29 protein-coding genes are annotated in these 25,936 nt (G+C 37.3%); 10 read left to right on the top strand and 19 right to left on the bottom strand.

What is annotated here, in order from left to right; all coding sequences use genetic code 11:
* On the top strand, nt 1-759 hold the full coding sequence (locus WBM60_RS01765) for a sterol desaturase family protein (RefSeq protein ID WP_424259712.1): 759 nt from the start codon (nt 1-3) through the stop codon (nt 757-759).
* Nucleotides 760-783: 24 nt separating this feature from the next.
* Here the strand turns inward: WBM60_RS01765 and WBM60_RS01760 are convergent, their stop codons facing one another.
* From WBM60_RS01760 to WBM60_RS01750, 3 genes are all read right to left on the bottom strand, one after another.
* Nucleotides 784-1,761, bottom strand: a complete 978-nt coding sequence (locus WBM60_RS01760) for an acyl transferase (RefSeq protein WP_424259711.1) — start codon at nt 1,759-1,761, stop codon at nt 784-786.
* A 76-nt stretch (nt 1,762-1,837) separates the two neighbouring features.
* On the bottom strand, nt 1,838-2,161 hold the full coding sequence (locus WBM60_RS01755) for a T9SS type A sorting domain-containing protein (RefSeq protein WP_424259710.1): 324 nt from the start codon (nt 2,159-2,161) through the stop codon (nt 1,838-1,840).
* A gap of 189 nt (nt 2,162-2,350) precedes the next feature.
* The gene (locus WBM60_RS01750; protein WP_424259709.1) at nt 2,351-2,662 is read right to left on the bottom strand and encodes a T9SS type A sorting domain-containing protein; all 312 of its coding nucleotides are present in this window, start codon (nt 2,660-2,662) and stop codon (nt 2,351-2,353) included.
* A 254-nt stretch (nt 2,663-2,916) separates the two neighbouring features.
* On the opposite strand from WBM60_RS01750, the gene WBM60_RS01745 reads away from it, so the two are divergent.
* The 7 genes from WBM60_RS01745 (at nt 2,917) to WBM60_RS01715 (ending at nt 7,913) form a co-directional block, all read left to right on the top strand.
* Entirely contained in the window at nt 2,917-3,603 is a 687-nt protein-coding gene (locus WBM60_RS01745; protein ID WP_424259708.1) for a response regulator transcription factor, read from the top strand.
* Nucleotides 3,603-4,664: a sensor histidine kinase gene (locus WBM60_RS01740; RefSeq protein WP_424259707.1), complete on the top strand. Its 1,062-nt coding sequence runs from the start codon at nt 3,603-3,605 to the stop codon at nt 4,662-4,664. The genes WBM60_RS01745 and WBM60_RS01740 overlap by 1 nt, the downstream gene beginning before the upstream one ends.
* A gap of 56 nt (nt 4,665-4,720) precedes the next feature.
* Entirely contained in the window at nt 4,721-5,392 is a 672-nt protein-coding gene (gene trmB, locus WBM60_RS01735) for a tRNA (guanosine(46)-N7)-methyltransferase TrmB (protein WP_424282681.1), read from the top strand.
* 3 nt (nt 5,393-5,395) lie between these two features.
* Entirely contained in the window at nt 5,396-6,025 is a 630-nt protein-coding gene (locus WBM60_RS01730) for a LysE family transporter (RefSeq protein WP_424282680.1), read from the top strand.
* A 1-nt stretch (nt 6,026) separates the two neighbouring features.
* Nucleotides 6,027-6,374 (top strand): MGMT family protein, encoded by a 348-nt coding sequence (locus tag WBM60_RS01725; RefSeq protein ID WP_424261633.1) that lies wholly within the window; start codon nt 6,027-6,029, stop codon nt 6,372-6,374.
* A gap of 157 nt (nt 6,375-6,531) precedes the next feature.
* Nucleotides 6,532-7,671, top strand: coding sequence for a P-loop NTPase (locus WBM60_RS01720; protein ID WP_424278871.1), 1,140 nt, complete (start codon nt 6,532-6,534; stop codon nt 7,669-7,671).
* A 2-nt stretch (nt 7,672-7,673) separates the two neighbouring features.
* Entirely contained in the window at nt 7,674-7,913 is a 240-nt protein-coding gene (locus WBM60_RS01715) for a NifU family protein (RefSeq protein ID WP_299158374.1), read from the top strand.
* Nucleotides 7,914-7,972: 59 nt separating this feature from the next.
* On the opposite strand, the gene WBM60_RS01710 is transcribed toward WBM60_RS01715, so the two are convergent.
* Nucleotides 7,973-9,709: an ABC transporter ATP-binding protein gene (locus WBM60_RS01710; protein ID WP_424264179.1), complete on the bottom strand. Its 1,737-nt coding sequence runs from the start codon at nt 9,707-9,709 to the stop codon at nt 7,973-7,975.
* A gap of 151 nt (nt 9,710-9,860) precedes the next feature.
* Between WBM60_RS01710 and WBM60_RS01705 the strand changes: the two genes are divergently transcribed.
* Complete coding sequence (locus WBM60_RS01705; protein WP_424264181.1) at nt 9,861-10,070, top strand: alkylphosphonate utilization protein; 210 nt, start codon at nt 9,861-9,863, stop codon at nt 10,068-10,070.
* Nucleotides 10,071-10,111: 41 nt separating this feature from the next.
* Nucleotides 10,112-12,301, top strand: a complete 2,190-nt coding sequence (locus WBM60_RS01700) for an acylase (protein ID WP_424282679.1) — start codon at nt 10,112-10,114, stop codon at nt 12,299-12,301.
* A gap of 12 nt (nt 12,302-12,313) precedes the next feature.
* On the opposite strand, the gene WBM60_RS01695 is transcribed toward WBM60_RS01700, so the two are convergent.
* The 15 genes from WBM60_RS01695 to WBM60_RS01625 all read right to left on the bottom strand — a co-directional run.
* On the bottom strand, nt 12,314-12,961 hold the full coding sequence (locus WBM60_RS01695; RefSeq protein WP_424263948.1) for a hypothetical protein: 648 nt from the start codon (nt 12,959-12,961) through the stop codon (nt 12,314-12,316).
* 120 nt (nt 12,962-13,081) lie between these two features.
* Nucleotides 13,082-13,414 carry a hypothetical protein gene (locus WBM60_RS01690; protein ID WP_424263950.1) on the bottom strand — a complete coding sequence of 111 codons (333 nt, stop codon included), beginning with the start codon at nt 13,412-13,414 and terminating at the stop codon, nt 13,082-13,084.
* Between the two features lie 5 nt (nt 13,415-13,419).
* Nucleotides 13,420-14,847, bottom strand: coding sequence for an NADH-quinone oxidoreductase subunit N (locus WBM60_RS01685; RefSeq protein WP_424282678.1), 1,428 nt, complete (start codon nt 14,845-14,847; stop codon nt 13,420-13,422).
* Nucleotides 14,848-14,869: 22 nt separating this feature from the next.
* On the bottom strand, nt 14,870-16,357 hold the full coding sequence (locus WBM60_RS01680) for a complex I subunit 4 family protein (RefSeq protein ID WP_424277197.1): 1,488 nt from the start codon (nt 16,355-16,357) through the stop codon (nt 14,870-14,872).
* 9 nt (nt 16,358-16,366) lie between these two features.
* Complete coding sequence (gene nuoL / locus WBM60_RS01675; protein ID WP_424263956.1) at nt 16,367-18,286, bottom strand: NADH-quinone oxidoreductase subunit L; 1,920 nt, start codon at nt 18,284-18,286, stop codon at nt 16,367-16,369.
* Nucleotides 18,287-18,297: 11 nt separating this feature from the next.
* Entirely contained in the window at nt 18,298-18,615 is a 318-nt protein-coding gene (gene nuoK, locus WBM60_RS01670) for an NADH-quinone oxidoreductase subunit NuoK (protein WP_299158355.1), read from the bottom strand.
* A complete protein-coding gene (locus WBM60_RS01665) occupies nt 18,612-19,136 on the bottom strand; it encodes an NADH-quinone oxidoreductase subunit J (RefSeq protein ID WP_424277198.1) in 525 nt (174 codons plus the stop codon). Before WBM60_RS01665 ends, nuoK begins: the two co-directional genes overlap by 4 nt.
* 2 nt (nt 19,137-19,138) lie before the next feature.
* Nucleotides 19,139-19,615, bottom strand: a complete 477-nt coding sequence (locus tag WBM60_RS01660) for a 4Fe-4S binding protein (RefSeq protein ID WP_424263960.1) — start codon at nt 19,613-19,615, stop codon at nt 19,139-19,141.
* A 4-nt stretch (nt 19,616-19,619) separates the two neighbouring features.
* Nucleotides 19,620-20,684: an NADH-quinone oxidoreductase subunit NuoH gene (gene nuoH / locus WBM60_RS01655; RefSeq protein WP_424263962.1), complete on the bottom strand. Its 1,065-nt coding sequence runs from the start codon at nt 20,682-20,684 to the stop codon at nt 19,620-19,622.
* A gap of 9 nt (nt 20,685-20,693) precedes the next feature.
* Complete coding sequence (locus WBM60_RS01650; RefSeq protein ID WP_424277199.1) at nt 20,694-21,815, bottom strand: NADH-quinone oxidoreductase subunit D; 1,122 nt, start codon at nt 21,813-21,815, stop codon at nt 20,694-20,696.
* Nucleotides 21,816-21,821: 6 nt separating this feature from the next.
* Nucleotides 21,822-22,283 (bottom strand): NADH-quinone oxidoreductase subunit C, encoded by a 462-nt coding sequence (locus tag WBM60_RS01645; protein WP_424258829.1) that lies wholly within the window; start codon nt 22,281-22,283, stop codon nt 21,822-21,824.
* A 7-nt stretch (nt 22,284-22,290) separates the two neighbouring features.
* A complete protein-coding gene (locus WBM60_RS01640; RefSeq protein ID WP_424258830.1) occupies nt 22,291-22,872 on the bottom strand; it encodes an NADH-quinone oxidoreductase subunit B in 582 nt (193 codons plus the stop codon).
* Nucleotides 22,863-23,213, bottom strand: a complete 351-nt coding sequence (locus WBM60_RS01635) for an NADH-quinone oxidoreductase subunit A (protein WP_297705655.1) — start codon at nt 23,211-23,213, stop codon at nt 22,863-22,865. Before WBM60_RS01635 ends, WBM60_RS01640 begins: the two co-directional genes overlap by 10 nt.
* Before the next feature lie 13 nt (nt 23,214-23,226).
* On the bottom strand, nt 23,227-24,240 hold the full coding sequence (locus tag WBM60_RS01630; protein ID WP_424258833.1) for a 2-oxoacid:ferredoxin oxidoreductase subunit beta: 1,014 nt from the start codon (nt 24,238-24,240) through the stop codon (nt 23,227-23,229).
* Nucleotides 24,241-24,242: 2 nt separating this feature from the next.
* A partial coding sequence (locus WBM60_RS01625) for a 2-oxoacid:acceptor oxidoreductase subunit alpha (protein ID WP_424282677.1) occupies nt 24,243-25,936 on the bottom strand: 1,694 nt, incomplete at its 5' end.

The raw sequence follows: 25,936 nt of genomic DNA, 5'->3' as shown, positions 1-25,936 counted from the left end.
ATGATGGAAATTGATTTTTTTGACTTGAGTGCCGTACTGCTTTTAACTTTTGTTCTCTTTCTGATCATATTTATTCGCTTTTTGATTGTTTCAGGAGCATATCACTATGCATTTTTCTTTTTGTTCCGAAAAAGATTTGATAAAAGAATATTAGACCATTCTGCATTAAAGAAGAAGCAGTTATACAAGGAATTGTATTGGTCGGCAATAAGCGGGTTGATTTTTGCGATTTTTGGAATATTCATTTATTTTTTATGGTCCATAGGGGCCACAGCAATCTATGTGGATATAAATGCCTATCCATTATGGTATTTGCCTATAAGTGTTTTATTAACCTTATTCATTCAGGATACCTATTATTATTGGATACACCGTTGGATGCATAAGCCATCTGTTTATAGGTATTTTCATAAGATTCATCATAAAAGTATACACACTTCAGTATTGACCTCTTTCTCATTTCATCCATTGGAGACGGTGTTACAGGCTATTATTCTTCCGTTAATAGTTTTGTTTGTACCTATGCACTATTATGCTTTACTATTTATGCTGCTGATCATGACAATTTCAGCAACCATTAATCATGCCGGAGTTGAAATATACCCTTCAGGAAAATATGGAAAGTGGTTTGGACATTGGATCATCGGCGCTACTCATCACGATCAGCATCACAGAAAATTTAATTATAACTTTGGATTATACTTTACATTTTGGGATAAGTGGATGGGTACGGAAAGTCCTGAAAGTGTTAAGAAGTGATTTAACTAGTTTTTAGCCTCAACACTAAAGGACCATTAAATTGCAACCGCGAACGTCTGAATGATCAAACCTGCCTAATACTTCAAAACTTCCATCTTTATAAACCCTTCCCAGATCCTGTGTTGCAATAAACGAACAGGAATAAATATTGGCGAGATCTATAATGTTTATACCTCCTATTTTGCCAAAAGTTTCTGTTGTCAAAGGATCTTCTGTTTCGCGTATAGAGACTGACATCCAGGGAGGACAATTGAAAATTCCGTTAGCCTTGGAATATGCCTGAGAAAGAAGTTCAGTCATGCCATATTCTGAATGAATGGCAGCTAGGCCAAAACTTTTTTTAAGAATACTATGTAATTCATCACGCACCAATTCCGTTCTCCTTCCTTTCATCCCACCCGTTTCCATAATTATTGTATTTTTTAAATTTATTGAGTGATGTTCGGAAAGATCCAGCAAGGCATATGAAACACCAATAAGGATGCTTTTACCAGCAGATTGATCCAAGCTTATAAGGGTCTTCAATAAATCGACCTTGTTATCAAGATAAAAACCACTCTTTGGATGCCTGCTTTTCTTTATAAGGTCTTTTACCATATAGATAAGTGAAGAGCCTTCACGTTCCATATAAGAAGGTAATAATGCCAACACACAATAATCTTCAATATTCCCATAGAAATACTCAAAGGTTTTCAAATAACTTTTAACGTAAATAGCCAGTTGTGACACATAATGTTTGCTAACAATTTGTCCCGTTGTCCCGCTGCTCTCAAAAACGATCTGCGGTTTTTGGTTCTTCGTTACTACTTTTTTGGATTTGAAAAATTCTATCGGTAAATATGGAATATCTTTTACTGTAGTTACATTGGACTTAGATTTGCCCAAATAACCGCAAAAATTCCGGTAAATAGTATTGTTGTCATATTGAAAATTAAAAACTTCCAATGCAAGCTTGTTGAACTGAGATGAGGTTGTGATCTCAAAAATTCTATTGATATCCATATCGACTTGAAGACTACAAAAATAGTTAAAATAAAAAAGGCTCCTCCAGGGAGCGCAATAATGGATATATGAAATGCTATTTTACAACCAGTTTTCTGGTCATCGTTTTGTTATTCTCTATTACTTGAATTACATAAACACCTGGTGAAAGCCTTCCTATATTGAGCATATTTGTTGAAATCCGATCCTGAAGCACTATTTTACCAAAGACGTCGTATACGGTTATATCTTTACTTCTATTATTAAAAGTTTTAATGTAAACGATACCATCAATAGCGGGATTTGGATATAGCGTAAAATTGGAAGATTCCTGGTACTTTTCATCAACAGCCGGAAGCTTTTCCTGCCCGGAAAGTACTAAAGTAAAGACCAGTAAAAAAAATAAGTAGGCTTTTTGCATCAACATTGATTTGGGATCAACTAGGTAAATATAAGATAATAGCTTTTCCCCTCATAGAAATTGTTGTGAAAGCTAAATTTTTGTAGGTAAACTATTATAGCCGTAACGTTAATCGATGAATTTTGCATTTTATCGATGAAAATCAAATTTTTGAAGGAGGTTTAACCGGCTTATTTTGAGAAAGTAAAACTATTTAATTATCAATTTTCTAGTTGCTACTCTATCTTTTTCATATACTCTAAGTACATACACTCCGGCAACGAAATTAGAGACATTCAACTCCTTTCTTAGAATTGTTGTCTCAAGTCTAAGCGTGCCAAAAACATCAAAGATGAGTATTCTTTTTGGGGCATTCAATGCCGTTTGTATATAAACTTTCCCAGTGGTAACAGGATTTGGGTATAGCTTAAAACCCTCTATTTCACCACCAACATTTTGTACTTCCTGGCCGTAGCTAAAAGAGATAAAAAGAAAGAAAAAAACGAGGTAGAATTTCTTCATAAATACTATTCAACAAACTAATTATCACAAATATAGAAATTTTAGTTCTGCATTCTACTCCATGAATTTGTTAAATGATTTAAATTCGATAAAATGCATCAACAGTTACCATTAAATGGCAATTGAACTTTAAATGTCCTAATTTTTGGCTCTTTGGTGTTATTTTAATGTTATCAGCATTAAATGAACGTTAAGTAATTAAAGCATATTAGTATTATCTTTACTTTTGATCAGAATGATCAAAGAGTAAACCCATGAAAAAGCACGACATTAAAATTCTAATTGTAGATGATGAGCCGGATATTTTAGAGATTTTAAAGTACAATCTTTCCTCTCAGGGATATCAGGTATTTACTGCTAAGAACGGAATTGAAGGCGTAGAAAAGGCAAAGAAAAAAACTCCGCATCTGATTATTTTGGATGTCATGATGCCCGAAATGGATGGGATCGAAGCTTGTGAGATTATTCGAAATACAAAAGGATTAGAGAATACCTTAATTACCTTTTTAACAGCCAGAGGAGAGGATTACTCTCAGGTAGCAGGTTTTGACGCCGGTGCGGATGATTATATCACCAAACCTATAAAACCAAAACTATTAGTAAGTAAAATAAAAGCCTTGTTAAGGCGATTAAATGAAGAAAAGAACCAGAATGAAGATATACTCCAGGTCGGAAACATTGAAATTAACCGCGAAGAATATAAAATAGTTAACAACGGGGAAGAGATTATTCTACCAAGGAAAGAATTTGAGCTTTTGGCCTTATTAGCCTCAAAACCGGACAAGGTATTTAAACGGGAAGTTATATTGGACAAAGTATGGGGTCAGGAAGTAGTGGTCGGGGGAAGAACAATTGATGTGCATATTAGAAAACTACGCGAAAAAATTGGTGACAATCATTTTAAAACCGTGAAGGGCGTAGGCTATAAGTTTGTATTGTAATGTCTACAAGGTTAAAAAAGTCATATAAGTTTGCTTTCCGGTCCACGCTCATAATTACTATTATTCTTGCATTATCTTTAAGTTTATTTCTATTCTACCAAAAACAGCTGGAGGACACCTGGCTTATTTTACTTTTTTTTACAATAATTGTGTTTGCAGTAACATTTATTACAATTCAGATTCGTGTCGAGAAATATATCTACCGAAGGATTAAGAAAATTTATGATGATGTTTCTTTGTTGGAGTCGTCTTCTTTTACTGCCGATCCCGTTACAACAGATATGAGAACACTGACGGAGGAGATTGAAAAATTTGCTAAGGATAAAAAAATTGAAATAGATACACTAAAAATCCGCGAGGAATACCGGAAGGATTTTTTGGGTAATATTTCACACGAACTCAAAACCCCATTATTTACAGTACAAGGCTATATTCTTACACTTCTCGATGGTGCCTTGGAAGATAAAGCAGTTAGGAAAAAATATTTGCAGCGAGCCCAAAAAGGGGTGGAACGACTTATTTATATTATCAAGGACCTCGATCTTATCACAAAATTGGAAGTTGGAGATCTTAATTTAGAGTTAAGCGATTTTAATATTATCGAACTTATACAAAGTGTTTTTGATCTATTGGAGATAAAGGCAGGTAAAAAGAACATCTCGCTTACTTTTGATATGAATTATGAAGCTCCTGTGTATGTAAGGGCAGACAGGGATAAAATACAGCAGGTGTTATCTAATTTGATAGTGAATTCTATAAAATATGGCCATCATGACGGTACTACTGAAGTGAGTGTGGAAAACCTAATACGGAATAAAGTGATTGTCAGAATTACCGATAATGGTGAAGGAATTCCAGAAGAACATATCCCTAGACTTTTTGAACGTTTTTACAGGGTTGATAAAAGTGGTAGTAGGAAAGAAGGGGGTTCCGGCCTGGGTTTGTCCATTGTAAAACACATAATCGAGGCGCATGGCGAAAAAATATATGTTGAAAGTGTGGTGGATGTAGGATCTGAATTTTCATTTACCTTAGAAAAAGCGAAACCTAAGAACACCTAAATCTGCTCTCCAAAAGAATTCCTTAGTTTTGCTGAAATAAAACAATACGCTTTGCTTTGGGAAGTAAAAATAAACTCAAACGATTTGAACAAAACAATTCTTTTAGCCATGTTATCCAACCTGGCAGGGATGAAGTTATTGACGGTAAATTTCCTTTAAAAGGAAAATGGAGGAGTTTTTTTAATAATGACAATCCAATAGTGTTGGAATTGGGTTGTGGCAAAGGAGAATATACAATAGGCCTTGCTAAACTTAATACTTCCAGGAATTATATAGGTGTGGATATTAAAGGTGCCAGGTTATGGAGAGGTGCCAAAACGGCCCTGGAGGAGAATTTAGAGAATGTTGCATTTTTACGAACGCAGATAGAATTGATAGATTTAATTTTTGCCGAAAATGAGGTAGATGAAATCTGGATTACATTTCCGGATCCGCAACTAAAGTATAAAAGAACTAAACATAGATTAACCAACAGGGCTTTTTTGCAGAAATATAAGCTTGTACTTAAAGATAAAGGTGTAATTAATTTAAAGACCGATAGTGAATTTATGCATGGGTATACCTTGGGATTGTTGCAGGGCTTGGGTTGCGAAATATTATACGCAAATCATGATATTTACAGGAATGAAGGTAGCCCAAAAGAAGTGATGGATATCCAAACTTTCTATGAAAAACAGTATCTTGAAAAAGGAAAACCAATTACATACCTAAAGTTTACGGTCAATTAACCAATGGCGCATTTAATCATACTTTTTTTTGTAACCTTTTCGGCTGCTTTTATGGCAACGGTTCCTCCCGGATTGTTAAATATGAATGCGGCCAAAACAAGTGTTAAAAAGGGAAAACTGAACGGAATCATGTTTAGTCTCGGTGTAGCTACCATGATCATGATGCAGGCTTACGTTGCGGTTATGATTTCAAAATATCTATACAGACATCCTGAAGTCATAGATTTACTGCTTAAGATTGCCCTCGGTGTTTTTGCTTTTTTTGCCCTTTATTTTTTTATTTCAGCCAGGCGTGAAAAAGCGAAAAAAATAAAAATTGTAAAAGTTAGTAAGAAGAATAGTTATTTTAAAGGAATGCTGCTTGCGGCACTTAATTTGCTCACCATTCCTTACTACAGTGGGCTTAATGCCATGTGGAATGCATCTGGCTGGATTAAATTTGAAATTTGGGATATTCTTACATTTATTATAGCGGCCGGAAGTGGCACTTTCACAGTACTTTATTTGTACACCGTGTATTTTTATAAATTAGAAGCTAAAACAGACCGCTTTTCTAAAAATTCGAATTACGTTCTTAGTTTACTAATGCTGGTCTTACTCGTAATAACCATATTCAGGGTATTTTATAAATAATATGGATTCGGAAAACAAAAACTTCTTTCAAAAAGTTTACCAGGTATCTAAACAGATTCCTTTTGGAAGGGTTACTTCTTATGGGGCCATTGCAAAGTATCTGGGGGCCGCCAGAAGTGCGAGAATGGTGGGTTGGGCTATGAATGGAGCAGGGGCAATGGAAGGGGTTCCTGCACATAGGGTTGTAAATAGAAAGGGTTTATTAACTGGCAAACATCACTTTGATGGCACCAACTTAATGCAACAATTGTTAGAAAATGAGGGCATCGTAATACGGGATAATCAAATTGTGAATTTTGAAAAATACTTCTGGGATCCTGCCAAAGAGTTGCCTTTTGAGAACTTTTAGGATTATTTCCACAGAAATTTGGAACCCTTTCTACACTATATATGGCAAATCTATATTGATATTGTCCTTTTCAATACCACAACTTTATAGTTTCACACCGATAACTTATCTTTGTTGTTTAGAATCATTTTACATAAAGACATAATTACCCTAGCTCATGAAGTTGGATAAGAAAGAAATACTAAAAGCCCTTGAAACTATTACAGTGCCGGGTGAGGGAAAGAATATGGTTGAAAGTGGCGCTGTCAATAATATTCAGTTATTTGGTGATGAGGTTGTAGTAGATATTACTATAAATAATCCAAGCCTCCAGGCAAGGAAGAAAACCGAAGTAGAAATTTTAAAAGCAATTCATCGGGAGGTTTATGAAAAGGCAAAAATCACCGTAAATATTAAGGTTGATGCTCCGGTTAAGGCTAGTGTTAATGAAATTAAGGGGAAACCAATACCTGGAATACAAAATATAATTGCTGTAGCTTCTGGGAAAGGTGGTGTGGGTAAATCTACGGTAACCGCTAACTTGGCAGTGACATTGGCTAAAATGGGATTTAAAGTAGGTTTGCTGGATGCAGATATCTACGGCCCTTCTATGCCCATTATGTTTGATGTAGCAGATAAAAAGCCCTTAGCAACTACTGTAAATGGTAATTCAAAAATGTTACCTATAGAAAACTATGGGGTAAAGCTTTTATCTATTGGTTTTTTCACTCAACCTAATCAGGCAGTAATCTGGAGAGGGCCTATGGCGTCAAAAGCTTTAAATCAAATGATCTTTGATGCACATTGGGAAGAATTAGATTTTATGTTAGTGGATTTGCCACCCGGGACAGGTGATATACATTTAAGTATTATGCAATCTATGCCGATTACAGGTGCTGTAGTTGTAAGTACACCTCAGGAGGTAGCGTTAGCGGATGCGCGTAAAGGAGTAGCAATGTTTCAACAGGAAGCCATCAATGTACCTGTTTTAGGAATTGTTGAAAATATGGCTTACTTTACTCCGGAGGAGCTTCCAGACAACAAATATTATATCTTTGGAAAATCCGGCGCAAGAAACCTGGCCACGGATTTGAATGTTCCCTTTTTGGGAGAAATACCTTTAGTTCAAAGTATTCGTGAGGCCGGAGATATTGGAAGACCTGCGGCTCTTCAAACAGCCACTCCTGTGGAAAGGGCATTTGAAGAACTGACCAAGAATGTAGTTCAGGAAGTTGTTTCACGAAACAAAAGCTTACCACCTACTGAAGCAATTAAGATAACAACAATGGCCGGCTGTGCCGCTGTTAAAAAGAAATGATCATGACATCTGAGGAACTCAAAATTACTGTTGAAAAAGCGCTGGATGAAATTCGCCCTTTTTTACAAAGTGATGGGGGAGATATTTCATTAATATCAATTGATAATGATAAATTTGTAACAGTAAAGCTTGAAGGAAATTGCGTAGGGTGTAGCGTTAACCAGATGACACTGAAGAGTGGGGTGGAAATGACAATTAAAAAACACGCTCCACAGATAGAGAAAGTGATCAATATTGATTAGAATATACACCTCTTAGCATACTCCTGATATAACAGTTATATTCAGCTCTATCTGCATCACTAAATTCTTGCCTGGTAGGTAAATAAATTATAATATCTTCCTTCTTTTTCAATAAGTGATTCATGTGTACCTTGCTCCGCAATTCTACCGTTCTCAATTACTAAAATCTGATCGGCTTTTCTAATAGTACTCAATCGGTGGGCAATTACAAATGTCGTTCTTCCTTCTGTTAGATTTGATAAACTCTTTTGGATTAAAGCTTCGCTCTCGGTGTCAAGATTTGAGGTTGCTTCATCTAAAATTAATATTCGGGGATCAGCTAAAACCGCCCTTGCAATGGCTATACGCTGCCTTTGACCTCCAGAGAGTTTTATGCCCCGCTCACCAATTAGTGTATCCAAACCATCTTCAAAACGATCTGTAAATTCATCAACATAGGCCGCTTTAACAGCTTCCTGTAACTGAGCTTCAGAGGCGTTTGGTCTGGGAAACAAAATATTCTCCCGTATGGTTCCTTCAAATAAAAAATCGTCCTGTAAGACCACCCCTAAATGTTTTCGAAAACTATTAAGGTCTACCTTTGATAAATCCTTACCATCTACAGTAATTTTACCGCTTTGCTGAGTTAGAAAACTTGCAGCAAGTCCGGCAATGGTGCTTTTTCCTGAACCTGAACTCCCTACGAGTGCTACAACTGTGCCCGCATTTACTGAAAAACTAATATCATGTATTACTTCTTTTTCTTCTTCATATGCAAATGAAACGGAATCAAATATCATATCCCCTCTAATGCCATTCAACGATAACGTACGTACCTCTTCATTGGATTCAGGCTGCATATTCATCAATTCCTCTGTTCGGTCAAGTCCGGCCAGTGCTTCAGTAAGCTGACTCCCAATATTACTCATTTGTACTATTGGGGCGATCATCAATCCTAAAAGGAAGGTAAATGTTAAAAACTCACCTATCGTGAGCTCATCGATCATTATTTTATATCCTCCCATACCCATTATACCTGTTGTAGCAAGACCAAGGAGAAAAGTTGAAGAACTGGTCATAAAGGCGGTTGCCGTAAGACTTTTTTTTACATTTTCAAACAACCGGAGCACACCTTCTTCAAAAACCATATGTTCCTGTTCTTCGGCATTAAATCCTTTGATTACTCTTATTCCTCCAAGTGTTTCTGTAAGTCTCCCGGTAACTTCCGCGTTAATTTTCCCCCGATTGCGGAATATAGGTCGAATTATTTTAAACGCCTTTAGTGCTATAACCGCAAAAATAGCAAGAGGGATTAATGCGAAAAGGGTCATGCTGGGGCTTATATTCAATAGAAGAATCAAAGAAACAACCGCAGTAATTGTTCCCCCCACCAATTGCACCAACCCTGTACCAATTAAATTTCGCACCCCTTCTACATCGGTCATTATTCTCGATACTAATTCACCTGACTTTGTATTATCAAAAAATCGAATTGGTAAAGACAAAATTTTCTTTTGTACCTGAGCCCGCAATTCCGAGATCATATATTGGGCCTGAACACTAAGTATTTTAGTTAAAAGAAAAGAGGTTACAGCCTGCACTAAAATCGCAATGATGACTACCCCTAAGAGAATTTTAAGGAATTCCAGGTCTTTATTGGGTATAATGTCATCCATTAAATATTTAAGGGACAATGGGGCAACAAAACTGGCAGCCTTGCTCACTATTATCAATGCCAGGCCTATAAAAACCAGATTCCTTCTGGGCCAAATGATGGTTTTGAATGCTTTTAGGATACTTACTCTTTTATCGGACATTGGAGATTTAGCTGTATTTTATTAAGAAAGGCTGCAATTTACAGTAAAATTGCCGCCCACTGGCCAAATCCATAAGACCTGGGCAAATTTTAAGGAAGAATTAGCATATAAGTTTTAATACTTTTAATTTCACAAATACTTAAATCGAATTATGGAATCAAAAGACAGCAACGGAAATATTCTTGAAGATGGAGATAATGTTCATGTTATCAAAGATTTGAAGATAAAGGGGATGTCTAAAACCCTAAAACGAGGTAATAGCATAAAGAATATAAGGCTAACAAACAATCCTCAGGAAGTGGAATGTAGAATAGGTAAAAGTCAGATTGTCCTCAAAACCCAGTTTTTGAAAAAAGCCTAAATACTCTAATGTTTTCTCTAATATCAATACAGAAATCGCCTATGAAATTTCCTCTGATTAACTTTATTTTAATTCTATCCCTTGCACTTCTCACTTCTTGTAGCTCCATAAATGGTCATTCTGAAATAGATCAATGGAAGGAACAAGCCGAGAATGTTACAATTATCAGAGATGATTTTGGCGTCCCCCATATTTATGGTAAGACCGATGCAGATGCCGTATTTGGACTATTATATGCCCAATGTGAAGACGATTTTAACCGGGTAGAACAGAATTATATATGGGCAATTGGCAGATTGGCGGAAATTGAGGGAAAAGAGGCATTGTATAGTGACTTGAGGGCTAATATGTTCATGAGTAAAGAAGAGGCAGTTGCCAATTATGAAAAGAGTCCGGATTGGTTAAAGAAACTTTGCGATGCATTTGCTGATGGGATAAATTACTATTTGTATACGCATCCCGAGGTGAAGCCTAAGCTAATAACCCGATTTGAACCCTGGATGCCGATGTATTTTAGCGAAGGCTCCATTGGGGGAGATATTGAACGGATAAGTACAGATAAAATACGCGCTTTTTATGAAGAAGGAGTGGTTTTTAGAAAAGTTCAAGAGGCCGAAATAAAAAAACGCAATGAAGAATTAGAACCTCAGGGATCTAATGGTATTGCTATCTCTGGAAAACTAACACAAAGTGGCAACGCCATGTTGCTCATAAATCCACATACTTCTTTTTATTTCAGGGGAGAAGTGCATGTGATAAGCGAAGAAGGTCTTAATGCCTATGGCGCAGTTACCTGGGGACAGTTTTTTGTCTATCAGGGGTTTAATGAGAAAACTGGATGGATGCATACCTCTACTTATACAGATGTTATGGACGAATTTGTTGAGGTAATTGAAGAAAAAGACAAGAAACTTTTTTATGTATATGGGGAGGAATTACGCCCCGTGATTCAAAAGGACATCGTTTTAAAATATAAGGATGAAGAAGGAATAAAAGAAAAAACATTTGCCGTCTACCGCACCCACCACGGACCTATAACACATAAAATTAATAAGTCGCCTGTGGCTTCTGCAATGATGTGGGAACCAGCAAAGGCATTGGAACAATCCTATATAAGAACAAAACAAAAGGACTATAGTGGTTTTCGTAAGATGATGGATATCCGCACCAACTCCTCCAATAATACGGTATATGCCGACGCCGATGGCAATATTGCATATTTTCATGGGAATTTTGTACCCGTTCGGGATACCATTTTTGATTTTAGCCAACCTGTTGATGGGAGTAATCCTAAGACTGATTGGAAGGGATTACATGCTGTAGATGAAAATATTCTTGTATTAAATCCCAAAAATGGATGGATTCAAAATTGTAATTCTACTCCTTTTACCGCTGCCTTGGAAAACAGTCCAAAACGTGAGAATTATCCGAAGTACATGTCTGTAGACCATGAAAATTTTCGCGGGGTCCATGCTATTGAATTACTTAGGGACAGAAGTGGGTATACCATAGATAGCCTTATTTCCCTTGCTTATGATTCATACCTTCCATCTTTTGCAGAATTAATCCCCGGTTTGGTATCTGCCTATGACCAATCTGAAACTAAAATGCCTGAGTTGGCAGGAGCAATTCATATACTTCGTAATTGGGATTACAGAACTTCTGAAGAATCTGTAGCCATGACCCTGGCACATTTCTACGGGACATTGTATGGTAAAAAAGGAATACGACCAGCTCCTATGAGCGATATGGAATTAATGTCCTATTTCGGTTCGGAATCTCCGTTGGAAGAGCGATTGTCAATTTTTAAAGAGGTAGTGTTACAATTGGAAAGTGATTTTGGGAATTGGAATATTCCCTGGGGCGAGGTTAACAGGTATCAGCGTTTAAATGGTGATATTCGGCAAGCTTTTGATGATAATAAACCAAGTATTCCAATTGGATTCGCATCTGGTCGCTGGGGCGCACTTGCAGCCTATGGGGCGAGATATAACAATAATACAAAAAAGTTATATGGTACCAGGGGGAATAGTTTTGTGGCAGTAGTAGAATTTGGCCCAAAAGTTAGGGCTAAAACAATTTTAGCCGGGGGCCAAAGTGGTAATCCAAAATCACCTCATTTTGATGATCAGACAATTCCTTACGCCAAGGTAAAGTTTAAAGAAGCAGCATACTACAAAGAAGATGTACTTAAAAGAGCAAAGATTTCATATAAGCCGGGGATGGAATAAGGAGTAGTTGTTTTATTGTTTGACAACAATTAAAGAAGCTTTTGAGCCTGTTGAAAGTAACCATTGATTAGAATGAATCAATTCTCCTTTATCATCATAAACATCTACCTGAGCTGTATTTGGCCCCGAAGAACCCTGGTTTAAAGCTTCGAAATCTAATCGGTTAAAGCCTTTTTCCAGATCTATATTTATCCCTTTAAAACTTCCTGTAAGCAGGATATTATACTCAGCCACTTCGCCATTTACGTATATTCGAACACGATCACCATCAACATATTCGTGATCGCGACAAACTATCCCCACGAAATTACCACCAGTTTTCACATCACCCAAATACATATTTCCAAAGTGCTTTTTGGAATTGGCATTTTGGCGCTCACCAACTTTAGTATCCAATTTTAAATCAAATCCCGCTTGCTTCAACTCCTTTTCGGGAAGCATTTTTACATTTCTTGAATTTTTGGTTTCTTTAATACTTGCATTGGGGCTATAATCCAGCAGTGATGGCATTTTCAAGGCCGTTCCACTATTGGGATTACTCTTCAAATCCAAATCTTTATCAGCCTCTATTTTTAAAGGCTGGTTTTTTGGAAAATCAGTTTGTGCGTTCACATAAATAACTGATAAAAGAAATAATGCTAGTATATATTGGTGTTTCATAACCTTAATTCTACGGGGTAAATTTAGCAAATACCTTGCCATAGGGGCTTAATTTGCTGTTAAAATCGATGAAATTAAGATTTTGGTGAAGGAAAAACATCAATTATTAGACTAGACAAGCTAATTATCCTTCGGAGTTTTCCAATATTGTGGAGGGGTATTTTCTGAACGCTGTTCCCAATAATCCGGCGTAACCATGTGCCCGTCAAAAGTTTTAAGCTTTCGCTGATATACCCAAATAGTAGGATTGAATACCATATCTGTGACTCCTAAAGTGTATAATTGCGGTTCTTCTTCTGAAGCTCGCTTTTCTTCCTGAATAAGAACCTCAAATCCATTGTGCTCCAGAAGTTTTTTTAAAAATTCAACGCGTTCTTGAGTTACTTTTTTTTCTACAAAAGTTACTCTCGTTTCGTCAATACTACCAAATAAATGTTTGCCTCCTAAACTCATAACCATTAATTAAAAGCACTACTTAATTCATAAATATAATCGTATAAGGGACTGTATATACCAAGTAGTAAAATACCAAGAACCGTAATTGTCAGACCAATTCTCATATAAAATTTATTTCTGAAAAAAGGAATTGGATTATCACCTTTACGCAAAAACATTGCCCTTACCACCAATAAATAGTAATACAAAGAAATAGTTACATTCACTACCGCTAAAAATACAAGTAAGTAGAGCCCTTTACTGGCTGCAGCTGTAAATAGGAAGAATTTTCCAAAAAATCCTGCCACCGGGGGAATGCCGGCTAAAGAAAAAAGTGCAAGCATTAGCACCAGACTCAGGTTTGGATTAGTTCTGTATAATCCTTCATAATCTTTTATTTGCTCCTTGCCGGTTTGTAAGGAAATTGCTTGTACTACGCCAAAAGCTGCTAAATTGGAGAATATGTAGATAAGTACAAAGTATACTACTGTGGCTGTGCCTAATTGAGAACCTTCAATTAACCCCAGTAAAATAAATCCAGCCTGAGCTATTGATGAAAATGCCAAAAAGCGCTTCATATTCTGCTGTCTTAAAGCAAATAAATTGCCAATAAACATTGTGGCGATGGCAATAACATAAATCATGTTTTCCCAAATATGAATCAATGGCTGTAAAACTGTATATAATAAGATCATTAAAATAAAAACAGCTGAGCCTTTAGATATAACTGATAAATAAGAGGCAACACTAATAGGGGCCCCCTCATAAACATCCGCAGTCCAAAAATGAAATGGTACCAGAGAAATCTTGAAACTTATGCCGGCAAACAGCAATACCATACCCAGCAGCGTTAGGTTGGTAGAAGAGAGCGTTTGAATAATTTCACTGAAATATATAGAGCCAGTAGTGGCATAAAGCATAGAAATACCGAATAATGAAACTCCGGATGCAAGCGCGGATGAAAGTATTAGTTTAATCCCGGATTCGCTTGAAATCCTTTTCATAGTTTCAAAAGCAGCAAGAGCGGCTACCGGAAGTGTGGATAACTCAAGTCCCAGATAAAACATTAAAAAATCACCTGCCGATATCATAAAATACATACCCAACAAGGATGAGAACAACAAAATAAAGAATTCAGAACCCTTATTCTGATTCATTATTTTTTCCTGTATCCAGTCTGCAGACTGCAGTAATAAGATAAGCACACCAATGTTTAATACGTTTTTGAAAAAATGAATCAGGTGGTTGGTGCGAAACATTCCTCCAAATAAATAACTTTCATCAATCTCAAAAAATCCAATAATTGTGTGTATGCCAAACAAAAACACAGTAAGGTGTACAATGCTGGCTTTTCTGTTTTTAGGGATAAAAATCTCGGCTATAACCAGAATCAGGATAATTGCCAGTAAGGCAATTTCTTGTCTCATTAATAAAAAGCTGCTAAAATTCATTTTTGGTTATTTAATATTCAGTTTATAACACTCCCTTTAAAAACGGATCCAGACTTTTCAGTATCATTTCACTTAACCACAAGGGTGCAATACCAATAGCTATTATTGGTAAAAGGAGTAATAAAACACCAAGTTTTTCATACCATTGTACTCTTTCAAGATTTAAGTAGGCTTCATTTTTTACAGGGCCCATTAACATGATACCCACAACACGTAATATATATACTGCGGTCACTACAATAGCAGAGACGGCGATTACGGTTGCAATTCTATAAAGGGCATTATCATTTTCAAAGGCCCCCACGAAGATGTTCATTTCAGCAACAAAACCGCTAAAGCCAGGTAATCCCAATGAAGCCAGACCGGCAATAACATAAACTGCCGATATAAAAGGTATTACCTTTAACAAACCTCCCAGTTTGGTGACATCACGGGTATGTGTTCTACCGTAGATCATGCCTATTAAGGCAAAGAAAAGTGCTGTCATAAAACCATGTGAGAGCGATTGTAATATGGCGCCATTCCAGGCCGTTTTATTCAACATAAGCAAAGCAAAGAGAACTAGTCCCAAATGGCTTACGGAAGAATAGGCATTGATGTACTTTAAATCTGTTTGTTTAATAGCCGCGAACGCTCCATAGATGACACCAAAGGCAGATAGAATAATAAAAAACCAGGACCAATGTAAGGCTCCCTCGGGTAATAAGAATATAGCTACCCTAAACACCCCATATCCGCCTAGTTTCATTAATACTCCGGCATGTAACATTGAAACTGCTGTAGGGGCGGAAGCATGACCGTCAGGAGACCAGGTATGAAAAGGGAACAAAGCTCCAATGACTGCAAAGCCAATAAAGGTAATTGGGAAGAACAATCTTTGCACTTCAAAAGGAATATTCACTTTGGCTATTTCCAGAATGTTAAATGTTAATGCACCCCCGTCTGCATTAGAGTTAAAGTAAATCCCCAATATTCCAACCAGCAGAATAGCAGATGCACCCATAAGCATGAGGGTTAGTTTCATTGCAGAAAATTCCTTTGGCCCAGTACCCCAAATACCTATTAATAAATACATCGGGATAACCGCAATCTCAAAGAATACAAACATTGTAAAGAGGTCAATAGAAATAAAGAAGCCATACACACCAATAGAAAGTACTATCAGCGAAATGAAAAACTCCTTTGGTAAATCTTCCATTTTCCAAGAAATAAAGACACCCGCTAGTACTACAATGGCAGTTAATAATAGCAAGGCAACGGAAATACCATCTACCCCAATGTTATAATGAATATTAAAATTTTTAAACCACACCACATCTTTTCCAAAGACCATAATAGCATCATTAGTCTCTATCTCCTTGAGGTAAGAAAAAATCAGATTAATTGCCATTCCCAGCTGTACAAGACTTCCTGCCAATGCAACCATTCTAGCCTGTTTTAGATTTTTGGTAAAAATCAAAACCAGGACGGTTAAGGCCGGCACCACAATAAAAAGGGATAAAATATCCATATTATATATTTAATTCATCCATAAATAGATACAAATAATAGCAAGTACAACCGCTCCGGCAATAAATGCGAAAGCATAATCCTGAACTTTACCAGACTGTATACCTTTAATTTTCTCAGAAGTATTAAGAGTTTGATTTCCTATTCCAACCATTGTCCCATCAACGTACTTTTTATCAAATCTTGCGGCAGTCTTTGCAATACCATTGAACAAAATTCTTTTGGTGACAAACAGATATAATTCATCAAAGTAAAATTTATGATATGCCCATGTGTAGAATGCTCCGAAACCGTTTGCAAATTTGTCTGCGAGGTCGTTTTCTTTTTTATAAAACATCCAGGAAAGAGCTATTCCAATTAATCCTGCAAAAACGGCAATAGCAGCCAATGGATAATTCACATGAGTTTCAAACCCGGCTTTATCTGCACTTATAAATTCACTAAAGGGGATAAATCCGCCAACGATACTTAAAAATGCCAATATCAAAAGAGGTGCGGTCATAGATCCAGGAGATTCATTGGGTTTATCCTTATAATTGCCTTCTTTACCCCAAAATATCCCAAAGTAAATTCTAAAAATGTAGAATGCCGTAAGTCCAGCAACAAATAGCCCAATTACATATAAGAAAGTATTATGCTCAAAGGCGGCGACCAGAATTTCATCCTTACTCCAAAATCCGGCTAATGGGGGGATACCTGCAATTGCCAGTGCGGCTATTAAGAATGTAATATTGGTAATGGGCATGTATTTTCGTAATCCTCCCATGTCTTTAAGGAAATTACTGTGAATTGCATGAATTACAGAACCTGCACATAAAAACAGCAGGGCCTTAAACATGGCATGAGTAAACAAGTGAAACATAGATGCCATATAGCCCAGACCTTCATGACCTTCATATCCTGAAACACCAAGTGCCAGCATCATATAGCCCAATTGGGACATGGTTGAAAAAGCCAATACTCTTTTGATATCTGTTTGCGTAATCGCTATTACAGCCGCGAAAAGAGCTGTAAAGGCCCCAACGAAAGCCACAATATTTAATGCAAAGCCATCCTCAATAAAATAGTACATTGGGAATAAACGAGCTACGAGGTACACACCCGCAACTACCATGGTGGCTGCATGGATTAATGCCGAAACCGGAGTGGGGCCCTCCATAGCATCGGGTAACCAAATATGCAACGGAAACATAGCCGATTTTCCGGCTCCTCCAATAAAGATCAGAAGAAGCGCCCAGGTGAGAACTGAAAGTCCCATAAACGAGGTGGACGCCCAGTTTAAAATACTGGCTCCTTCAGGGTTGTTCAAAGTTTCAAAATCATATGTGCCGGTATAGTATCCAATTATCAGGATACCAATTAGAAAACCCAGATCTGCAAAACGGGTAACAACAAAGGCTTTTTTAGCTGCCGCAACGGCAGATTCCTTTGTATAATAATAACCAATTAATAGATAGGAGGAGACCCCGACCAATTCCCAGAAGATGTAGATTTGGAATAGATTGGTTGCCAAAACCAGGCCATACATGGAAAATGTGAACAAGGATAGAAAGGCAAAATATTTGGTGTAACCCGGATCGCCCTTCATATATCCCCTGCTATAAATATGAACCATTAAGGATATAACAGAAACTACTATCAGCATCATAACAGAAATAGGATCTACCAGGATTCCCATATCAATTCGCAGGCTATCTGTAAAGTTCATCCAAACTGTTTTTTCTATGATAGTTTGATAAACTCCTTCTGTTTTTCCGATTACAATAAAGTAATTATAGGCAGAATAAAATGCTAAGCCGGTGGCAGTAAGTAAACCCAAAACTCCTACATATCCCGAAACTGCGGGTTTAATTTTGTTATAAAAAATCCCGAGGATCAAAAATACCGCCAGAGGTATTAATGGAATTAAGATGATGTAGTTTATATTCATGCCCGGTCGTATTAGTATTTCATAGTTTCAATGTCCTTGACTTCCACCGAGCTTATTTGCCTGTACAGATTAATAATAATAGATACGGCAAGAGCTGTTTCTGCAGCTGCTACGGCAATAATAAAAATTGAAAAATAAACGCCTTGCAGGACTTCAGGAAACAAATACTTGTTAATGATCACGAAGTTTACAACTGAGGCATTTAGAATTAATTCTACGGAAATTAAAATGGAAATGAGATTGGTTCTTGTGATAAAGCCATATACCCCTATAAAAAATAGGATTGAAGTCACAGTAAGAATTTCATATATACTTATTCCGTGTATCATTCTGGTTGATTATTTTTCTCAGTTAATTTTTTCCCTTTGGCAATTACTATAGCACCTATCATTGATGCCAATAAGAGTACACTAATTACCTCAAATGGCAATATAAATCCGCCGGCCTCATAGCTTAACAGGCCGGTACCAATATCGGCAGTGGTTGTGGTTAAAGAGTTATTGATCACATTAAAATCATAGGAGTAAATAGCAGTTAAAAAAACGCCCAGACCTATTAAACAAGCAATAGCCGTCACTATCTTTTTAGATGCTTTAGCCATTTCCAATTCCATTTCAATATGGTGTACCAGTAATACTGAAAATATTATAAGTACAACAATTCCACCGGCATAAACCGTGAGTTGAATTGCAGCAAGAAAATTATAATCCACTAAAAAGAAAATCCCGGCAATACTTATTAGAACAAAAGAAAGGTAAATCACAGAACGAAGCATTTTTCTGCTTGTTACTGAGGCTACTCCAAAAGCAATAATAACTGCGGCCAGGCAATAAAAAATAATTCTTTCCATACTTAATCTTCTACACCGGCTTGTAACGTGGAACCCGGTTCGTTTAAAACTCTTGTAAGGGCAGTTCGGTCATATACAGAATTTTCAAAATTTTGCCCCCATTTAATTGCATCTGTAGGGCAGACATCTATGCAGAGTCCGCACATGGTACACATGCTTAAATGATATACAAACTGATCTATTTTTTTCTTCTTTTTACCGGTATTTTCATCAATACCCCTGTCCCATATGATTTCAATGGTTCCATTTGGGCAGGCTATTTCACATTTTTGACAGCCTGTACATCGATGTTCATTATTTTCATTGTGTGGCATAATGACCTCACCGCGAAAACGATCGAACATCTTAAGAGTTTCTCTATTATCGGGATATTGCTGAGTAATGGCACCTTTTCTGGATGTCACAAAATACTTCCCGGTAACACTCATACCGGTGAGTAAGGTTTTTATGCCTCTATAGATATCTGAAAAGTAACTCATAATTTTAAAAACTTATAGTTAAATTAAGCCAAACGAGTAAGGCCATTAACATAATATTTGCCAGGTTTAAAGGCAATAAATACTTCCATTCCAAGGTAAGAAGTTGATCTATTCTTAACCTGGGGAACGTCCACCGAAACCACATCATTAAGAAAACAAGGATAAGAGCTTTAAGTAAAAACCAAAATACTCCCAACAAAGGAATAGATTCCGTAATTCCAAAAGGAGACAACCAGGCACCAAAAAATATAGTTGTGGCAATGGCTGCAATAATAAACATATTAATGAATTCGGCTAAAAAGAAATAGGCAAACTTCATTCCTGAGTATTCAGTATGGAATCCGGCCCCCAATTCCGATTCGGCTTCAACCATATCAAAAGGGGCCCTGTTGGTTTCAGCAGTACCCGCAATCATATATATCATAAAGGCAATAATCGCAGGGATATGCCCTTGAACAATTAACCAACCCGACTTTTGAACTTCTACAATTTCAGAAAGTTGAAGGCTTCCTGTTATTAGAACCATGGTTAGGAGTGATAAGCCAATGGAGAGTTCATAGCTAATGGTTTGTACACCACTTCGCATTGCACCGATCATAGCAAATTTGTTATTACTACCCCATCCGCCTAATAAAATACCAATAACTCCTATGGATGAAACGGCAATTAAAAAAAAGATTCCAATATTGATATCGAATGCCTGAAATTCCTTGGTAAAGGGAAAGACACTCAATGCCATTAGCGAAGAAATTATCACAAAATACGGAGCTAAATTATACAGGAATTTATCTGCCTTTGTAGTACCGGTTAACTCCTTGGAAAGAAGCTTTATGGCGTCGGCCATTGTTTGTAACAAACCCTGGAAACCAACACGATTTGGGCCTATCCTTAATTGAAACCAGGCAGCAACCCGTCTTTCCAGTAATACAAGGAACAAACCGGCAATTGCAAAAATTCCCAGATAAACAAGGGCTATCAATACCATCTCAGCAATATTGGCTGCCGCTTCAGGCATAATGCTAAAGAGCCAATCGTGAATATTTTTTGTGATACTTAAAGCACTATTCATAGTATTCTTTTATCTATCTATATCCGGTATAACAAGATCCAAGGTTGCCATAGTAGCTACCAGGTCGCCTATTTTTCCACCAACCGCAATATGGTTAAGCAATGAAAGATTTGAAAAGCCAGGGGACCTGAATTTCAAACGATACGGACTTTTCAATCCGGTACTTATTATATATACACCTAATTCGCCTCTTGCTGTTTCTACTTTTTGGTAATATTCTCCTTTTGGTAGCTTTATTACCGCATTTGTTGCAACTCTGTGTTCTCCTTCCGGGATATTGTCAATTAATTGCTCCACAATTGACATAGATTCCCACATTTCCTGAATCCTTACCAGATAGCGTGCATAAGTATCGCCCTCAGTTCTCAATGCTTCATTAAATGTTACTTTATCCAAAGCACTGTAGGGATGGTGTTTTCTTACATCACAGGAATACCCGGAAGCCCTGCCTACAGGTCCGGAAGCACCATAGGATATAGCGTCTTCCTTACTTAGAATACCTACACCCATGGCTCTTTTTTGAAAAATGATATTATCTGTTAATAGACGGTCGTATTCCGGAAGTTTAGTCTTGAAATGGGTAATAAAATCTTTAACCCTTTTTACAAAATTGGGATGAATATCGAACATTAGTCCTCCCGGGACATTATAATTCATGGTTAGGCGGGCACCACAGGTTTCCTCAAATATATCATTAAGAAGTTCACGATCTCTAAAACCGTAAAAATAGGTGGTTAACGCACCAACATCCATGCCCATAACCCCCCACCATAAACAGTGTGAGGATATTCTGGTAAGTTCACCAATAATTGTTCTTATGACTTTAACCCGTTCTGGGATTTCCAGTTGCAAGGCATTTTCAATGGTAAGGCAAACAGCTTCATTATTAATGTTGGACGATAAATAATCCATCCTATCTGTTAAGTGAACTATTTGCTGATAACTATCACGTTCGCACATTTTTTCAATAGAACGATGAATATAACCCAGGTCTGGTTCAACTTTTTTTATAATCTCACCATCTATTGTAAGCAAGAGCCTGAGGACACCATGGGTAGCAGGGTGTTGCGGCCCCATGTTTATAAAATATTCTTCAGATTTAAAGTTGCTATTCAGGGTGACTGTTTCCATAACTGATTATTTGATAATCATATTAATGTTGTCTTCATAATCTTTTCGCAATGGAAAACCAACCCAATCATCCGTTAAGAAAAGGCGTTTAAGGTTTGGATGATTGGTAAATTTTATTCCAAAAAAATCAAATACTTCACGTTCGTGAAACTCAGCAGTTGCCCAAATATCATAGACTGAATCTATAACAGGGTTTTCTCTTTCTGCCGTTTGCGTTTTTACCACAAGGCTGTGCCTGAAATTTGTGGATTCTAAATGGTAAACAACTCCCAGTTCTTCTCCCCAATCTACACCACTTAAGCAAAACAAATAATCAAGACTTGTTTGATCATTATGTTTCAATTTGAGCATGATAGCATGCAATTCTTCTATGGGAACCGTTACATTGAGGTATTGGGACCCTTCTTCAGTAAATACCAAATTGGGGCTCCAACTGCCTATTAATTCCTGTAATTCTTCGTTTTTCATCTATTTTCTATAAGCCTTCATCAAACCCGTCAATTGGATTTATTTTATGTTTCATGTTTTCTGTCCTTATCTTATCCTGCAGCATCAGCATACCTTCTAACAATGCTTCAGGTCTGGGAGGACAACCAGGCACATATACATCAACAGGGATAACATGGTCTGCACCCTTTACCACTGAATAAGTATTGTAGAAAAAAGGACCTCCGGAAATCGCACACGCACCCATGGCAATAACATATTTTGGTTCAGCCATCTGGTCATATAGGCGTCTGAGTACAGGAGCCATTTTGTTAACTATTGTCCCTGCTATTATTATCAAATCGGCTTGTCTGGGTGAAGGTCTGGCAACTTCAAAACCAAATCTGGAGTAATCATGGCGCGCTGCACCGGTCTGCATCATTTCAATAGCACAACAACTTGTTCCAAAGTATAATGACCAAAGAGAATTAGATCTGCCCCAGTTAATTATTTTGTCTAAAGAGGTCACGATAACATTAGCACCGTTGCCTGCCGGGATTACTTTTCCTGGAAAGTCCTCAGGTACTTTCCCCGGCTGACTCTTTGGGTCATTTGTCTTATCTATTCCCATTTTAACGCTCCTTTTTTCCATGCATATAATAAGCCCAAACCTAAAATGACAAGAAAGATTAATATTTCAAAAAATGCAATTGCTCCAATATCTTTAAATACGACAGCCCATGGAACCAAAAAGGCTACTTCAACATCAAAAATCAAAAATAGTATAGCAAATAAATAATAACCCACCTTAAACTGAACCCATGTTGGCCCGATAGTGGTCATGCCACTCTCATAAGGTTCCCGCTTCTGAGGATTATCTGACTTGTGTGAAATTAAATTTGATAAAAAATTTGCTCCTGCGACCAGGACAATTCCAGCAAGAAAAAATACAATAATGGCTTCAGAACCCATAAACTAATTTATGTTATTTAACTTCATAAGTTTCTCCCGAGAAGAATAAATCATCAGTCTTTGAAAAGCTGGAACCAGCTTTAACAGCGGTCGTTAATTCATTAACCCTTTCTTCGAAAGTAACATCTGGAAAAGCTCTAATGATACCGGTTACTAATGGATATTCAGATCTTACCAGCATCTGATGTAAGGTGGGGTCTTTGTCTTGAGCATCATGAACAAGCAGATCAGCTTCGGTAACTCCATTTTCTCCTATAGTCACCACTTCTAATTTTAATCCGTTTAAGACCAGCCCTTTGTCTCGTTCTTTGCCAAATATCATAGGTTTTCCATGTTCAACAAATAATTGTTTGTCTTCTCTCACGGCCTTATCTGTATATTTAGAAAAACAACCGTCATTGAAAATTGGGCAATTTTGAAGGACCTCGATTAAAGAAGTGCCTTTAAATTTTTCGGCTTTAATGAACAAGTCTGTCATTTCTTTTGGAGTATTTCCGCCAATTCTGGCAAAAAATCGAGCTTGCGCACCAATGGCCAATTCCCCCGGTAAAAATGGAGGTTGTGTATTGCCATAAGGAGAAGATTTTGTTTTTTGGCCAACAAGGGAAGTAGGGGAGAATTGTCCCTTGGTTAAACCGTAAATTTCATTATTAAACAATATAATATTCAAATCCAGATTTCGCCTGAGTAAATGAATAAAGTGGTTACCACCTATAGCCATGGAATCCCCATCCCCGGTAATAATCCAAACGCTGAGGTTAGGATTGGCAAGTTTAACCCCTGAAGCTATTGCAGGTGCTCTGCCGTGAATACTGTGCATTCCATACGTGTTCATGTAATATGGAAAACGGGAAGAACATCCTATTCCGGAAATGAACACGACATCTTCTTTTTTAAGTCCCATTTCGGGAAGTGCCTTTTGCATGGAGCGGAGGATGACGTAATCGTCACAACCCGGACACCACCTTACTTCCTGATCACTGGCAAAATCTTTAAACGTATATTTCGGTGTTGCTGTTGTCTCCATTTCTATTTCATTATTTTTTTAAATTCCTCTATAAGTTCACTATTACCAAAAGGTAATCCTTGTATCTTATTATATTGTAAAAACTCAATACCATGAAAATTCATCCTTAAAACCGAAGCAAACTGGCCTGTATTTAATTCGCACACTACTATTTTTTTAAATCTTTTTAAGACCTCCTCCGTATTTTTAGGTAATGGATTTATATAGTTAAAATGTGCAAGGCCAACGGAGGAATATCCTTCCTGTCTTAACTCTTTTAACGAAGAGTATAACGTGCCAAAGGTGCCGCCCCATCCAATAACCAGTAAATCACCTTCATCTGTAAATTCTGTTTTCAGTTTTGGAATATAATTTTCTACTCTTTTTACCTTTTCAGCTCTGATTCTGGTCATATATTCATGATTTTCAGGAACATAAGATACCTGACCCGTCACTTTATCTTTTTCCAGACCACCTACTCTGTGTTCTAATCCAAAGGTTCCGGGAATTGCCCAGTCACGTGCCAGAGTTTTTTCATCTCGGTCATAAGGATTCCATGTTTCTTTTGCCTCTTTAATTCGCCTGGTTTTTATTTCAGGCATTTCAGATACAGATTTTATTTTCCAGGGTGCAGAACCATTGGCAATATAACCATCTGTCAATAGAATAACGGGAGTCATATGTTCAATAGCCAGTTTTGATGCTTCATAGGCATAATTAAAACAATTAGCAGGAGTACTGGCTGCTATAATAATGACCGGACTTTCACCATTTCTTCCATACAAAGCCTGAAGCAAATCTGACTGTTCAGTTTTAGTAGGCAGCCCTGTAGACGGGCCTCCTCTTTGAACATCAACAACAACTAATGGTAATTCCAGTATCATTGCAAGACCCAGGGCTTCGCCTTTTAAAGCCAAACCAGGACCTGAAGTGGTAGTAATGGCTAAATCGCCGGCAAAAGCCGCGCCAATAGCAGATGTGATGCCTGCAATTTCATCTTCAGCCTGTAAGGCTTTAACTCCGAAGTGTTTATGCTTTACCAGTTCATGAAGAATATCAGAAGCAGGGGTAATGGGATATGAACCCAAAAATAGTTCCAGACCAGATTTTTCTGCAGCTGCTAAAAACCCCCAGGCAGTGGCTGTATTACCCATAACTATTCTGTAAGTGCCTGCTGCCATTTTAGCGGGAGCAACTGTATAAGAATTGGGAATTAATTCCAGGGTTTCCGAAAAATAGAAACCTGCATTTAACACCTTTGTATTGGCTTCTATTAATTCTGGTTTAGACTTAAATTTTTTATTGAAAAATTCTATAGTATGCTCTGTAGACCTGTTGTACATCCAATAGACCATTCCAAGGGCAAACATATTTTTACTCCTGGTGATACTTTTATTGTCTAGTCCCTCAACCTCTTTTAGTGCTTCTTTTGTGAGTGAGGTCATCGCAACTTCTATCACATGATAGTTCTCCAAACTTCCGTCTTCGAGGGGATTGGATTCATACTGCGCTTTTTCTAAATTTTTTTTGGAAAAGGCATCTGTGTCCACAATTACCGTATGGCCAGGCTTTACGGCATGTAAGTTAGTTTTGAGCCCGGCAGGATTCATGGCAACCAAAAGGTCTACATTTTCTCCCGGGGCACTTATTTCAACACTGCCAATATGGACCTGAAAACCCGATACGCCATAAAGGCTCCCTTGAGGGGCTCTAATTT

Origin of the sequence: Eudoraea sp., from assembly GCF_049669105.1 — a bacterium.
Lineage (GTDB): Bacteria > Bacteroidota > Bacteroidia > Flavobacteriales > Flavobacteriaceae > Eudoraea.
Note: the sequence above shows the minus strand (reverse complement) of the source record. Positions and strands in the feature narration are given on the sequence as shown.